At 38.2% G+C, this 13,953-nt stretch carries 11 protein-coding genes; 1 reads left to right on the forward strand and 10 read right to left on the reverse strand.

The window, feature by feature from the left end; genetic code table 11:
• Positions 1–4: 4 nt before the first annotated feature.
• From rsmB to Q9306_RS05595, 10 genes are all read right to left on the reverse strand, one after another.
• Positions 5–1,339 carry a 16S rRNA (cytosine(967)-C(5))-methyltransferase RsmB gene (rsmB, locus tag Q9306_RS05550; RefSeq protein ID WP_306196133.1) on the reverse strand — a complete coding sequence of 445 codons (1,335 nt, stop codon included), beginning with the start codon at positions 1,337–1,339 and terminating at the stop codon, positions 5–7.
• A complete protein-coding gene (gene fmt, locus Q9306_RS05555) occupies positions 1,336–2,280 on the reverse strand; it encodes a methionyl-tRNA formyltransferase (RefSeq protein WP_306196135.1) in 945 nt (314 codons plus the stop codon). Before fmt ends, rsmB begins: the two co-directional genes overlap by 4 nt.
• A 16-nt stretch (positions 2,281–2,296) precedes the next feature.
• A complete protein-coding gene (gene def, locus Q9306_RS05560; protein WP_090912690.1) occupies positions 2,297–2,773 on the reverse strand; it encodes a peptide deformylase in 477 nt (158 codons plus the stop codon).
• Positions 2,774–2,963: 190 nt separating this feature from the next.
• Positions 2,964–5,369, reverse strand: a complete 2,406-nt coding sequence (priA, locus tag Q9306_RS05565) for a primosomal protein N' (protein ID WP_306196137.1) — start codon at positions 5,367–5,369, stop codon at positions 2,964–2,966.
• Positions 5,366–6,571: a bifunctional phosphopantothenoylcysteine decarboxylase/phosphopantothenate--cysteine ligase CoaBC gene (coaBC, locus tag Q9306_RS05570; RefSeq protein ID WP_306196139.1), complete on the reverse strand. Its 1,206-nt coding sequence runs from the start codon at positions 6,569–6,571 to the stop codon at positions 5,366–5,368. Before coaBC ends, priA begins: the two co-directional genes overlap by 4 nt.
• 570 nt (positions 6,572–7,141) lie before the next feature.
• Complete coding sequence (rpoZ, locus tag Q9306_RS05575) at positions 7,142–7,354, reverse strand: DNA-directed RNA polymerase subunit omega (RefSeq protein ID WP_098916249.1); 213 nt, start codon at positions 7,352–7,354, stop codon at positions 7,142–7,144.
• A 1-nt stretch (position 7,355) separates the two neighbouring features.
• Positions 7,356–7,973 (reverse strand): guanylate kinase, encoded by a 618-nt coding sequence (gene gmk / locus Q9306_RS05580; protein ID WP_306196141.1) that lies wholly within the window; start codon positions 7,971–7,973, stop codon positions 7,356–7,358.
• A 13-nt stretch (positions 7,974–7,986) separates the two neighbouring features.
• Positions 7,987–8,250, reverse strand: coding sequence for an extracellular matrix/biofilm regulator RemA (gene remA / locus Q9306_RS05585; RefSeq protein ID WP_020059206.1), 264 nt, complete (start codon positions 8,248–8,250; stop codon positions 7,987–7,989).
• Positions 8,251–8,316: 66 nt separating this feature from the next.
• Positions 8,317–9,192 (reverse strand): YicC/YloC family endoribonuclease, encoded by an 876-nt coding sequence (locus Q9306_RS05590; RefSeq protein WP_306196143.1) that lies wholly within the window; start codon positions 9,190–9,192, stop codon positions 8,317–8,319.
• 97 nt (positions 9,193–9,289) lie between these two features.
• Positions 9,290–12,010, reverse strand: coding sequence for a calcium-translocating P-type ATPase, SERCA-type (locus Q9306_RS05595; protein ID WP_306196145.1), 2,721 nt, complete (start codon positions 12,008–12,010; stop codon positions 9,290–9,292).
• A 104-nt stretch (positions 12,011–12,114) separates the two neighbouring features.
• On the opposite strand from Q9306_RS05595, the gene Q9306_RS05600 reads away from it, so the two are divergent.
• Positions 12,115–13,824 carry an Rqc2 family fibronectin-binding protein gene (locus Q9306_RS05600; protein WP_306196147.1) on the forward strand — a complete coding sequence of 570 codons (1,710 nt, stop codon included), beginning with the start codon at positions 12,115–12,117 and terminating at the stop codon, positions 13,822–13,824.
• The last annotated feature ends 129 nt before the right edge of the window (positions 13,825–13,953 follow it).

Below are 13,953 nucleotides of genomic sequence, written 5' to 3' on the forward strand. Positions count from 1 at the left end.
GATGCTACACCTTCTTTCTTAAACAAGCAATATAAAATCCATCCGTTGCAAAGTAATGCGGCAAAATTTGCACTCCACCTTTTCCTACATATGGATGCATAGCTTTTGGCAATCGATCTTTCATTGTTGTATCCCATTCAAATTCAGAATGTGATTGTAAAAACTGCTCGATTACTTGTTCATTTTCTACTTTCTCAATTGTACACGTACTATAAATAAGGCGTCCTCCCTTTTTCAACAAAGGAGCTACCTTTTCTAAAATAGATAGTTGAATATTGGCAAGTCTTTCACTATCTTCTTTTTGTTTTCCTATTTTAATATCCGGCTTACGGCGAATTACCCCAAATCCAGAACACGGCGCATCTACTAATACTTTATCAAAGCTCTCTTGTTCAAAATGCTCTTGCACTTTCCGTGCATCAAGTGCTTTTGCTTCGACATTTTCTAGTTGAAGGCGCTTTGCTTGCTGCTGAATTAAACGCACTTTATGTGGGTGTAAATCAAGAGAAATAACTTTCCCCGTTCCTCCCAAACGTTCTGCAATATGCGTTGTCTTCCCGCCAGGAGCAGCGCAGCTATCTAGAATAATATCTCCTGCTTCCGGATCAAGCGCGCGAGCCACAAGCATAGAACTTTCATCTTGAATAGATAGCAATCCTTCTTGAAATGCTTCTGTATGAGCTAGATTCCCTTTTTCAATTTGAATCGCATCTTCCGACAAATCGCCATGCTTTGCTTGAAGTCCTTCTGTTTCTAACATTTTGAGCGCATCTTCTACAGACGTTTTCGCTACATTAACCCTGGCGGTTGGAACTGGCGGGAGTAAGTTTACTTCACACATTTGTCTTGCTGTTTCAATTCCGTATGCTTCTATCCACTCTTTTACAAGCCATTCTGGATGACTTGTTGCAATAGCAAGGCGCTTTTCCGGACTTTTAATCTCATCTAGCGATGGAACTCCTTCACGCTGAATCGAACGAAGTACCCCATTCACAAGTCCAGCGATTCCTTTATGACCACGACGCTTCGCAATTTCAACTGCTTCATGAATGGCAGCACGCTCTGGAACACGATCTAAATATAGCATTTGATATAAAGAGAGACGAAGGAGTACTTTCACCCACAGTTCAATCTTTTTTCGTAAAAACGGCTGTAAATAATAATCAAGTGTATCACGTCGCTGGATTGTTCCGTATACAATTTCAGTTAACAAGCCAACATCTTTTTTATCAATGCTACTCTTTTCAATCAGGTTGTTTAAAAGCAAGTTGCTATATGCGCCGCTTTTTTCAACTTGTACTAAACCGTCAAGAGCTAATTCACGAACATTTTGTTTCATGCGTCTTCTCCTAACTTCGTACCTATTTCAGGTTTTGTTCCACGTAAAAATTGTGAACAGTCCATGCGTTTTTTACCAGATGGCTGCAACTTAGTAATTTTAATTGCTGTTTCATTTCCTGTTGCGACAACGAACCCATCTTCTTCAATTGCAACTACTGTTCCCGCTTCCGCTTTCTTTGTTACAGAAACTTTTTCTCCCCACCATACTTTTACAACTTGTCCTGCTAATGTCGTATAAGCTACTGGCCATGGATTTAAACCACGAATATGATTGTAGACCTCTTCTCCTGTTTTCGTCCAATCAATCTTTTCCTGCTCACGTTTAATATTATAAGCAAATGTTGCTTCTTCCTCATTCTGTTTAATTGGTTCTAACTTTCCTTGTATTAAAAGTGGAACCGTTTCAGATAATAACTGAGCTCCCGCTACACTTAATTTATCAAATAATGAGCCGGTTGTTTCACGTTCGGTAATTTCCACTTCTACTTGCGTTAAAATATCACCAGCATCTAATTTTTCAACCATATACATAATCGTAATGCCTGTTTTTTCTTTTCCTTGCATAATCGAATAATGAATAGGTGCACCGCCGCGAAGTTCTGGAAGTAATGAAGCATGGACATTAATACATCCATATTTCGGCGCTTCTAAAATTTCATTTGGTACGATTTGTCCAAATGCAGCTGTCACAATTAAATCTGGATCTAATGCCAACACTTGTTCATATTCATCTTTTTCACGAATTTTTAACGGTTGTAATACCGGAATACCATGTTTTTCTGCTTCAACTTTCACAGGTGTTGGGGTTAACACCTTTTTTCTACCTACTGGACGATCAGGCTGCGTCACAACACCAATCACATCATATCCATCTTCAATAAGACGACGAAGCACCGGCACTGAAAAGTCCGGTGTTCCCATAAATACAACTTTCACCATTTGCAAAACTCTCCTTTTACATCTCTTCTAATTCATTTTCCTCATAATATCGCGTTACTTTAGATGTAAATAACACACCATGTAAATGATCGATTTCATGTTGGATTGCACGGGCCAAAAAGCCGTCTGCTTCTAATAAAAACACTTTCCCGCGGCGATTTTGGGCACGTACTTTAATATACTCAGCACGCGTTACATCACCAAAAAGCCCCGGAAAACTTAAGCAGCCTTCGGGACCTACTTGTTCACCACGTTGTTCTAAAATAACAGGATTAATTAATTCAATTTTCCCGTTATCATCATCAATGTCCACAACAGCAACTTGCAGACTTACACCAACTTGCGGTGCTGCTAATCCAACACCATCCGCAATTAGCATTGTTTCGTGCATATCTTTTAAAAGCTTCACTAACTTTTTATCAAAATTTATAACACGTTCACACGGTGTTTCTAATACTTCATTTGGATGTTTTACAATTTCTAATGTTGCCATACTGCTCTCCTTTTCAACTTACGTTCGGATTGAAATAAAGTGAAACTTCCATCAATGGAGGCAACTCCACTGATGATTAGCCTACCTAATTGGGCGCATGCCAGCAGTAAGGGTACGGGCAGCGAGTCTTTGCCTCCTACTTGTAAAGGTTCCACTTTATTTTATCCATTTGCCTCAAAATTCAGCTCTATTACATCAACATAGTTGGATTAAAATCAATTGAAATTTGCAGGTCTTTTTGCATTTCTGCTTGATAATGTTCATTTATCATTTTAAGCACGTACTTTAAGTTTGGTTCCCGTTTGTATTTTATCATGCATTGGTAACGATATCTATCTTTTATACGAGGAATTGCCGAAGCAACCGGACCTAAGATCATCGTTTGCTGTGAACAATGTTGTCGTAAAAAACCAACAATTTTCTCTGTTACCTGCACTGCTTTTAATAATTCCGGATGAGATACTGTAACTAATGTGACATAATAATATGGTGGATATTGCCGCATTTTCCGCATATACATCTCATGTTCAAAAAACATATCATACTTCTGTTGTTTTGCTAATTCTATACTATAGTGTTCAGGTGTATACGTTTGAATCACTACTTCTCCTGGAAGTTCATGACGTCCAGCTCGGCCGCTTACTTGCGTTAAAAGCTGATATGTTTTTTCGCTCGCCCGAAAATCCGGCAAATGCAGCATTGTATCTGCTGTCAATACACCTACAAGCGTCACATTTGGAAAATCAAGACCTTTAGCAATCATTTGTGTTCCAAGTAAAATATTTGCCTCTCCTGCCCCAAATGACTTCAGGAGCTTTTCATGCATCCCTTTACGGCTTGTCGTATCGACATCCATTCGAATAACGCGTGCTTCTGGAAACAATTTTGTAATTTCTTCTTCAACCTTTTGTGTCCCTGTCCCAAAGAAGCGGATATAGGTACTATTACAAGCAGGACAAGCATTCGGTAAATTTTCCTCATAACTACAATAATGACATTTCAAGCGGTTATTCATTCTGTGATATGTAAGTGAAATATCACAGTGCGGGCATTGCACGACATATCCGCAATCACGGCACATAACGAATGTCGAATGCCCTCTTCGGTTTAAAAAAAGCACCATTTGTTCTTTTTTCTCTAATCGATCCGCTATCTTCTCATGAAGAAGCTGAGAAAACATAGAACGATTGCCACCCCTAAGCTCTTCTCGCATATCAATAATCTCAACTGCTGGCAAATCTCTTTCATTCATCCGCTTTGTCATTGAAAGGAGGGTATATACACCTTTTTTAGCACGAGCAAACGATTCTAGTGTAGGTGTAGCACTTCCTAACACAACAGGACAATTGTGATATTCTCCTCGCCGAATTGCAACAGAACGTGCGTGGTAGCGCGGATTGTCCTCTTGTTTGTAACTCGATTCATGTTCTTCATCAATAATAATAATCCCTAAATTCTCAAATGGTGCAAAAATTGCTGAACGTGCTCCTACAACTACTTTAACTTCTTTCCGTAAGATTTTACGCCATTCATCATATTTTTCCCCAACCGACAATGCACTATGAAGAACTGCAACTTGCGAGCCAAAACGCCCTTTAAAGCGGTCCACCATTTGCGGTGTTAATGAAATTTCAGGTACAAGTACAATCGCTTCTTTTCCTTTTCTAAGCACTTCTTCAATTGATTGTAAATAAACTTCTGTTTTTCCGCTTCCTGTGACACCATACAGTAAAAACGTCTCCTGCTGCTCTTTGGTAATGGAGGTTAAGATTGGTGCAATCACCTGTCGTTGTTCTTCTGTAAGCGGGAATGGTTTTGTGCGCTCAAAAGCATCATCATCATACGGATTTCGATATACTTCTACATATTTTTCAGCTAACAAACCTTTTTTTACAAGAGATTTAATGGGCGCATCGGTCATTTGCAATTCTTCCATTACTACTTTTAACGGTACGGACTGATAGTGTTCCATGAAATAATACAATACATCTTGCTGCTTTTTACTCTTTAAATGAAAGGCCGTTTCCTCTAATTCTTCGTACTGCAAAACAGGTTGAATCATTTTTTGCTTTTTCTTTTGCGCCTTATCTTTTACTTCATAAACAACCTCTACAGTCCCTTTTGCAATTTCTGTTTGCACCGCACGGTACAACTGTGGTTGTTCATCAAGCACGTTCCAATCGATGCTTTCTTTTCCTTGAAAGAGCCATTTCACATTGGCCGCTACCTCTTCTGGCCTATGAAGACGTAGCTGTTTTTTATATGTTGCTTTAATTGCTGTTGGCAACATAACTTGGAATGCTGAAATTGTGAAACAAAGCGTTTCTTCTGTAAGCCAGCTTCCAAGCTGCAACAATTCCTCATTTAATACAGGTGTAACATCTAACAATTCATGCAATGCTTTTAACTTATTTACATCTACATCTACTGTATCTTTTATCCCGATGACAAATCCTTGTAATTTTCGCGGTCCAAATGGAACAACGACTCTCATACCCTTTTGAACAAGATCTTCCCAGCGTTTAGGAATAATATAATCGAATGGCCTATCCGTTTGCCTTGCTGGAACATCGACAATTACACTTGCAAATTTCATGCAGGATCATCTTCCAACATTTTTTCAACTTGTAATAAAATTTCTCTCGCTACTTCCTGCTTTGTTAGCAGCGGCAATTCAACCACGGCGCCATTTCGTTTATACATTGTCACAATATTTGTGTCTGTACCAAATCCTGCTCCTTCTGCTTTTACATCATTCGCAACAATCATGTCAGCATTTTTTTCACGTAATTTTTTTGTTGCATACTCTGCAACGTTCGTTGTTTCTGCTGCAAAACCAATGAGTAATTGATGCTCTTTTCGCTCACCTAATGTTTTAAGAATATCTATCGTACGTTCCAATTCGATAATCGTATCGCCAGTTTTCTTTTTCATTTTTTCATCATAAACGATTTTCGGTCGATAATCTGCAACGGCAGCTGTTTTGATCACAACATCCATACGAGAATAATGATGTAAAACTGCCTCTAACATATCTTGTGCTGATTGCACTTGTATTGTCGTTACATTTGCAGGCGGCGTTAGCGCCGTTGGGCCAGAAATAAGAAGGACTTCTGCACCAAGGCTTGCCGCAACTTCTGCAAGCGCATATCCCATTTTCCCAGAAGAAAAATTCGTCATAAAACGAACTGGGTCAATTTTTTCACGTGTCGGTCCTGCTGTCACCAATATTCGTTTACCTTGCAGCGGCTTCCCTTCTGAAAAATGTTTCTCTAACATTGCCACAATGTTTTCTGGTTCTTCTAAGCGGCCTTTGGCAACATATCCACAAGCTAAAAAGCCTTCTCCAGGCTCAATAAATGTATAACCTAACTGCTTTAACGTTTGCATGTTTTTTTGGACAACTGGATTTTCGTACATATGAACATTCATCGCAGGTGCAATCCACACTGGAGCTGTTGTTGCAAGAAGCGTCGTTGAAATCATATCATCTGCTAAACCGTTTGCGAATTTACCAATGATATTTGCTGTCGCAGGTGCAACAAGTACAAGATCAGCCCAGTCTGCTAAATCAATATGAGCAATGACTGCTGAATCTTTTTCATCAAATGTATCTGTGTATACATCATGGCGAGAAAGTGCTTGAAATGTAAGTGGTGTAACAAACTTCATTGCCGACTCGCTCATTATTACTTTTACAAGCGCACCTGCCTGTGTTAATTTACTTGTTAGCGCAGCTGCCTTAAATACAGCAATGCCCCCTGTGACACATAAAAGTATTTTTTTCCCTTTTAGCATAAGTCTCGTCCTCTTTCTTTCATGACACTGAGTCTTTTTCGAACTCCAAGCCATTCATACTCTTTACATACAAATAGAAGCTGTCGCTCCCCTATATAAATCCTTTTTGATCTTTCCACATATCCATTGCTACTTTACAGAAATAAGAAGCCCGCACTTGCTTTCTCCCTCTTTTTGAACTTCACATGTGACAGAAATAGGCTTGACCGCTGCTATGCATGGCCAGGTGCTCTTACCCACCTAAAAAGAAAGCTTCTATGTCAGTTTTTAATTTATCTATATAAATCCATTTTGACTTTTCAACATGTAGATTGCTGCTATGCAGAAAAATAGATTCTGCTACTTTCTTTCTCCCTTTGTTTGAACTTCGCATGTGACAGAAATAAGCCCTGACCGCTTCTACGCATGGCCAGACGCTCTCGCCCACTTAAAAAGAAAAAGGTTGTTATGTCGGTTTTTTAACTTGGATTTATATACATCGTAAAAAAATAACAACCTACTTGTAAATAGGTTGTTACTGTTACATAGAAAAGTATAGTATCTATGCCTCTATTTGTCGAAAAGAAAGCTTTACTTTTGGTTGTTATCTTCACTTGGTTCGTAGTTTAATATTTGCGCATTAATTTCTTCTAATGCTTTCCCTACAAATTTATGAGATACTGGTTGCTCAACACTACAATCGTCATGCTCTTGCATTTCACGAGCGCGCTTTGCAGCTACTGTTACTAGCGTATATTTAGAATCAATTTTTTGTAACAATGAATCAATAGATGGGTTTAACATATTAAATTTCCTCCGTCATTTCTTTATAATATTTTGCTACTCGCTCACGGCGACAATGTTCACCTATCACAATTGCATTAATACGTTCGCAAGCAAGTTCTACTTCATCGTTTTCTACTACGTAGTCATAAGCATCCATCATTTCGATTTCTTCTTTTGCTACTGTTAAACGATTTTGAATTACTTCTTCTGTTTCTGTACCACGGCCCACAATTCGGTTTTTTAGTTCCGATAAACTTGGAGGAGCTAAAAAGATAAATACTCCTTCTGGAAAAGCTTTCTTTACTTGAATTGCACCTTGCACTTCAATTTCTAAGAAAACATCTTTCCCTTGTTGTAATGTTTGCTCAACATAATCAATTGGTGTTCCGTAATAATTTCCAACAAACTCCGCCCATTCAAGCAGTTTATTATTTTGAATCATCTCTTCAAACTCTTCTCTCGTTTTAAAGAAATAATCAACACCGTCTACTTCTCCTTCACGCGGTTTACGCGTTGTTACAGAAATAGAATATTGTAAATTTGTATCTTCTTGACTGAACAATTCCTTTCGAACTGTTCCTTTTCCAACACCAGAAGGCCCTGAAAGTACAATGAGCAACCCTCTTCTACTTCTCATATATATGTTAAACCTACCCTTCGTCACTTAAATCTTCTTTATTGTTTAACCGATGTGCAATTGTTTCTGGTTGTATCGGACTTAATACAATATGTCCATCATCCATAACAATCACCGCTCGAGTTTTTCGACCATAGGTAGCATCAAGCAGCACATTTTGTTCGCGAGCTTCCTGTACTAACCTTTTAATCGGTGCTGATTCCGGACTTACAATGGAAATAATTCGATGTGCAGATACGATATTTCCATATCCAATATTTAAAAACCGCATGGCCATAATTTGCGCCTCCTAGTAAGTCTATCCGATTTCTCCCTCTCGTATAACTTCGTATACAATTGACAGCTACTCAATATTTTGTACTTGTTCACGAATTTTTTCAAGATTATTTTTCATTTCAACAACATATTTTGAAATTGTTAAATCATTTGCTTTTGAACCAATTGTATTAATTTCACGATGCATTTCTTGTACGATGAAATCCAATTTCCTTCCAACCGGCTCTTTACTTTGCAACGCCTCTTGAAATTGTTCTAAATGACTTTGCAAACGAACTAATTCTTCATGAATATCACAACGGTCTGCAAATACCGCTATCTCTGTAAGTAATCGTTGTTCTTCTAATTCTTGATTATGTAATTCTTTCAAACGGTTTTCTAAGCGTTCACGATATTTTTGAATAACTGACGGCGCATATGGGACAATGGAACGCACACACGTGTAAATTCCTTGTAAACGATGCTCCAAATCTTTATGAAGTCGTTCTCCTTCACCATCACGCATCGTTTTTAACATACTAGCTGCGCGGTGAACCGCTTCATACAAACTATGTTCAAACGCTTCATTTACATTTTCAACTTCTTCAATCGCTGTCACTTCCGGCATAGCAATAAGCTGCTGTAATGTAATCGAATCCTGTAATTGAAATTTCCCCTTCGCTTCTTCCATAATGAGCTTATATTGCTCTAAAAGGGACCAATCCACGCGTAATTTCCGTTCAACGAGTCCTTCCCCTTCAACAATAATCGATACTTCAATACGTCCGCGGCCTACTTGTTCTGCAATTAACTTGCGGATTTTATCCTCGAACACCATCATTTGCTTTGGAAGACGAATATTCATCTCTAAAAAACGATGGTTGACCGACTTCATTTCTACTGTAATTTGAAACGCATCACTTTCTACTTTTGCGCGTCCAAAACCTGTCATACTCGAAATCATTTTATCACATCCAAGCCATGATCTTACTCAATGAAAAAGGTAATAGAGACTATACTCTACTACCTTTTCAAATTATAGCATACTTTTATATCATTTACTATTTCAAGTTTACCCCTCTTTTATATAGAATTGTTTTCTTCTTTTCTGACTTCCTAGTTAGTAAAGATCCAACTAATAAAAATGTTGGAATAGAAGAAAGTCCAACAATTAAGAGCCAATCTCTCGATTGAATTGGCATCGTACTAAAAATCGGTTGCAACGGCGGATAATAGATCACTACTAGCATGAGTAAAATCGAAATAATTACTGCTCCTACTAAGTACATATTTCCAAATGGATTACGGTGAAAGACAGAATGCTCACTGCGGCAGTCAAACACATGAATAAGCTGAGCTAACACAAGTGTTGCAAAGGCAACTGTTTGCGCATACTTTAATTCATTTGGATGTTGATTGTATGCAATGATAAATGCTAAGAGTGTCATCGCACCGATTAAAAAACCACGGCTCACAATTTTCCATGCAAGCCCTCTCGCAAATACCCCTTCTTTTGGATGACGTGGTTTTCTTCGCATCACATCACCTTCTGCCGCATCAAGTCCGAGTGCCATCGCTGGCAAACCATCTGTTACTAAATTCACCCATAAGATTTGAATAGGTACAAGCGGCAATGGCAGTGCTAATATCATTGCAAATAGCATAACTAAAATTTCGCCAACATTAGACGCTAGTAAATAACGAATAAACTTACGAATGTTTTCGTAAATATTTCTTCCTTCTTTAATTGCCGCTTTTATAGTAGCAAAATTGTCATCTAATAACACAAGAGATGATGCTTCTTTCGCAACATCCGTCCCAGTAACCCCCATCGCCACACCGATATCAGCTGCTTTTATAGCAGGCGCATCATTTACACCGTCGCCGGTCATTGCCACAATATGATCTTTATTTTGCAGCGCCTTCACAATTTTTAATTTATGTTCTGGAGAAACACGTGCAAAGACATATGTTTCATCGACAATATCTTCTAATTCTTCAACCGACATGTTTGCAAGCTCGATTCCCTCTACAACGCGACCGCCATGTGGTAAAATCCCAAGCTGCTCAGCAATCGCCATCGCTGTTACTTTATGGTCTCCTGTAATCATAATTGTTTTAATACCCGCATCTTTACATTCTTGCACTGCTTGCTTCACTTCCGGTCTTGGCGGATCAATCATTCCTTGCAATCCGATAAACATTAAATCTTGTTCTGCTTCTCGTTCACTTTGCAATTGCTCTGTTGTTTTTAATGGCTTAAAAGCAATTGCAATTGTACGAAGTGCTTGACTTCCTAAATGATGAATTGCCGTTTGTACTTCATTTCGATACAATTCTGTTAATGGCTGCTGTTTATTTCCCCATAAAATAGTTTGACTCATTTGTAATAAGACATCAGGCGCTCCCTTTGTTACTACAAATTTTTTTCCCGTCTTGTCACGAACAATGACACTCATCATTTTCCGCGTTGAATCAAATGGAAATTCGTGAATGACCTCAAATTGATCCTTTATCCCTTCTCTTGAAATACCAGCCTTCATCGCTGCCGCAACGAGTGCACCTTCTGTCGGATCACCATCTAGTACATATGTTTTTTTCTTTTTCACGATATTTGCATTGTTACATAAGTATCCAAATGTGAGTAGCTGATATAAAGAGCGAGAAGCTGTCGGATTTATTTTCTGATCACCTTTCAGAAATTCGCCTTTTGGTTCATAGCCTTGCCCTGTTATATTCCACGTTTCACCACTCGACCACACATGTGTGACCATCATTTTATTTTGCGTCATTGTCCCTGTTTTGTCTGAACAAATGACAGATGCACATCCTAAGGTTTCTACCGCAGGCAACTTTCTTACAATTGCTTTTTTCTTAATCATCCGTTGAACACCAAGCGAGAGAGCTACAGTCACAATGGCTGGCAATCCTTCAGGAATCGCCGCAACCGCAAGCGAAACACCCGCTAAAAACATATGATACATTTCATTTCCTTGATAAACACCAACTAATACAACAAGTGCTGTTAAAATTAATGCAACAATAATTAAAATTTTCCCTAGCTGCTCAAGTCTTCTCTGCAGCGGCGTTTCATTTTGCTCCGCATTTTGCAGCATATTTGCAATTTGTCCCATTGCTGTATTCATTCCTGTCCCAATAACAACTCCAATACCCGATCCTCTCGTAATCATCGTTCCCATGAACGCCATATTTGTTTGATCACCAATGGAAACATCAGCACCATGCAGAATATCAATTTTCTTTTGGACCGGCAGTGACTCTCCCGTTAATGCCGACTCTTCAATATATAGACTTGAAGCTTCAATGAGTCGTACATCCGCACCGATACGATCTCCACTTGAAAATTTAATAATATCTCCAAGCACAAGGCCTTTCGAAGGAATTTTCATCCACTTTCCAATTCGAAGGACAGTTACTTGCGGGGCGGCAAGTTCTTTTAATGCTTCTAGTGATTTTTCAGCTTTTCTCTCTTGAAAAAAGCCGAGAATACCATTGATAATGACAATTGCTACAATCGCAATTGCATCAACATATTCTCCTAAAAAAGCAGAAATAATCGTTGCTCCAAACAAAACAAGTACCATAAAATCTTTAAATTGCGCCAAGAACACAAGAAGCGCAGAAGGTCGTTTTGCTTCTTGTAGTTCGTTTGGGCCGAGTTTTTTCAGCCGAACTTCCACCTCTTGCTCTGTTAACCCTGTTTTTACATTTGTATTCGTTCGCTCTTCTACTTCATGTGCACGCAGTTCATACCAATTCATCTCGCCACCTACCTCCTGATTGCAGACATGCTCTAATGAAAGCTTATTCAGCCTAGTCCAAAAAAATGCTATAATTAACTTTTAGTGAGAAAGGAGTGTTTGATATGGCATTCGATGGATTATTTACAAGAGCAATCACACATGAAATTGCAAATTCTCTTCAAACAGGAAGAATTTCAAAAATATATCAACCGTCAAAATATGAAATTTTATTACATATTCGGGCAAACGGAAAAAATCAAAAATTACTTCTTTCCGCACACCCGACATATGCACGGATGCATCTAACAACACAAAATTATGATTCCCCTGCCTTACCGCCAATGTTTTGCATGCTTCTTCGCAAACATTTAGAAGGTGGCTTCATTGAAAAGATTGAACAAATTGATTTAGAACGAATGATTCAAATTACCGTTCGCAGTCGTAATGAAATTGGTGATGAATCATTAAAAACATTAATTATTGAAATTATGGGACGTCATAGCAATATCATTTTAGTAGACTCTAAAACAAATGTAATTTTGGATAGCTTAAAGCACGTCTCTTTAGCGGTAAACCGTCACCGCACTGTATATGCCGGAGCTGAATATGTGACACCGCCAACGCAGCAGAAAATCAATCCCTTACAAATTGAAGCGCAAGAAGAATTTATTAGACCGCTCGACTTTTTATCAGGAAATATGGACAAACAACTCGTAGGTACTTTTACAGGAATCTCTCCATTATTTGCTAAAGAAGTAGTTGCAAAGGCTGGAATGGTAAATGAACATACATTATCTGAAGCATTTTTCACGTTACAAAAACCGTTACTACAGCATCAGTATATGCCTTCAATGATTACAGCAAATGGGAAAGAATTCTTTTATTTATTCCCACTGTCACACTTAAAAGGTGAAGAGAAGAAATTCTCATCTGTCAGCGAATTACTAGATCGGTTCTTCTTCGGGAAAGCAGAACGTGACCGTGTAAAACAACAGGCCCACGATTTAGAACGTTTTATGCAAAATGAAAAAGCAAAAAATGAAAAGAAATTAATTAAACTGCAAAAAACGTTAGAAGACGCGGGAAAAGCAGATAAATATCAACTATTTGGTGAATTGCTTACAGCTAATATGTACGCAATGAAAAAAGGCGACAAAGAAATTGAAGTTATCAATTACTATGATGAAAATAGCGGCACTGTAAAAATTACTTTAGATCCGCTGCGCACACCATCAGAAAATGCACAGCGTTATTTCCAAAAATATCAAAAAGCAAAAAATTCTATCGCAATCGTTGAAGAACAAATTGAAAAAACAAACGAAGAAATCTTTTACTTTGACAGTTTACTACAACAAATGGAAGCTGCTTCTTCTAAAGATATTGAAGAAATTCGCGAAGAACTAGCTGAAGAAGGATATATGCGGAATCGCAAGGCGAAAAATGTAAAGAAAAAACCTACAAAACCTATATTAGACAAATATATTGCAAGTGATGGAACAGAGATTTTAGTCGGGAAAAATAACAAACAAAACGATTATTTAACGAATAAACTTGCACGCCGTGATGAAATTTGGCTTCATACGAAAGACATTCCAGGCTCACACGTTGTCATTCGTTCATTAGAGCCAAGTGACGAAACATTACTTGAAGCAGCAAGACTCGCTGCTTACTTTAGTAAAGCAAAAGAATCAAGCTCAGTTCCAGTCGATTATACGAAAATTCGTCATGTGAAAAAGCCGAGCGGAGCAAAGCTTGGCTTTGTGACGTATGATAATCAGCAAACAGTATATGTAACACCCGATACAGACACAGTGATGAAATTAAAAGCTTAAAGACAAAAAAGAGAGGATTACAATGAGGTAATCCTCTCTTTTTCGTTCATTTTTTACACATTCATTTTTCTGTCAAATAATATAGACACAAATTCACCTTGTGTGTCTATATTATTTGACAGAAATAGA

The sequence above is a fragment of the Bacillus multifaciens genome (assembly GCF_030756675.1).
GTDB classification, from domain to species: Bacteria; Bacillota; Bacilli; order Bacillales; family Bacillaceae_G; genus Bacillus_A; species Bacillus_A multifaciens.

Bases quoted from the DNA above. Each gene is read 5' to 3' on its own strand.
- Q9306_RS05595 (WP_306196145.1), bottom strand. From the start codon at position 12,010: ATGAATTGGTATGAACTGCGTGCACATGAAGTAGAAGAGCGAACGAAT.
- def (WP_090912690.1), bottom strand. From the start codon at position 2,773: ATGGCAACATTAGAAATTGTAAAACATCCAAATGAAGTATTAGAAACA.
- remA (WP_020059206.1), bottom strand. From the start codon at position 8,250: ATGGCCATGCGGTTTTTAAATATTGGATATGGAAATATCGTATCTGCA.
- rsmB (WP_306196133.1), bottom strand. From the start codon at position 1,339: ATGAAACAAAATGTTCGTGAATTAGCTCTTGACGGTTTAGTACAAGTT.
- gmk (WP_306196141.1), bottom strand. From the start codon at position 7,973: ATGAGAAGTAGAAGAGGGTTGCTCATTGTACTTTCAGGGCCTTCTGGT.
- fmt (WP_306196135.1), bottom strand. From the start codon at position 2,280: ATGGTGAAAGTTGTATTTATGGGAACACCGGACTTTTCAGTGCCGGTG.
- Q9306_RS05590 (WP_306196143.1), bottom strand. From the start codon at position 9,192: ATGATTTCGAGTATGACAGGTTTTGGACGCGCAAAAGTAGAAAGTGAT.
- coaBC (WP_306196139.1), bottom strand. From the start codon at position 6,571: ATGCTAAAAGGGAAAAAAATACTTTTATGTGTCACAGGGGGCATTGCT.
- rpoZ (WP_098916249.1), bottom strand. From the start codon at position 7,354: ATGTTAAACCCATCTATTGATTCATTGTTACAAAAAATTGATTCTAAA.
- Q9306_RS05600 (WP_306196147.1), top strand. From the start codon at position 12,115: ATGGCATTCGATGGATTATTTACAAGAGCAATCACACATGAAATTGCA.
- priA (WP_306196137.1), bottom strand. From the start codon at position 5,369: ATGAAATTTGCAAGTGTAATTGTCGATGTTCCAGCAAGGCAAACGGAT.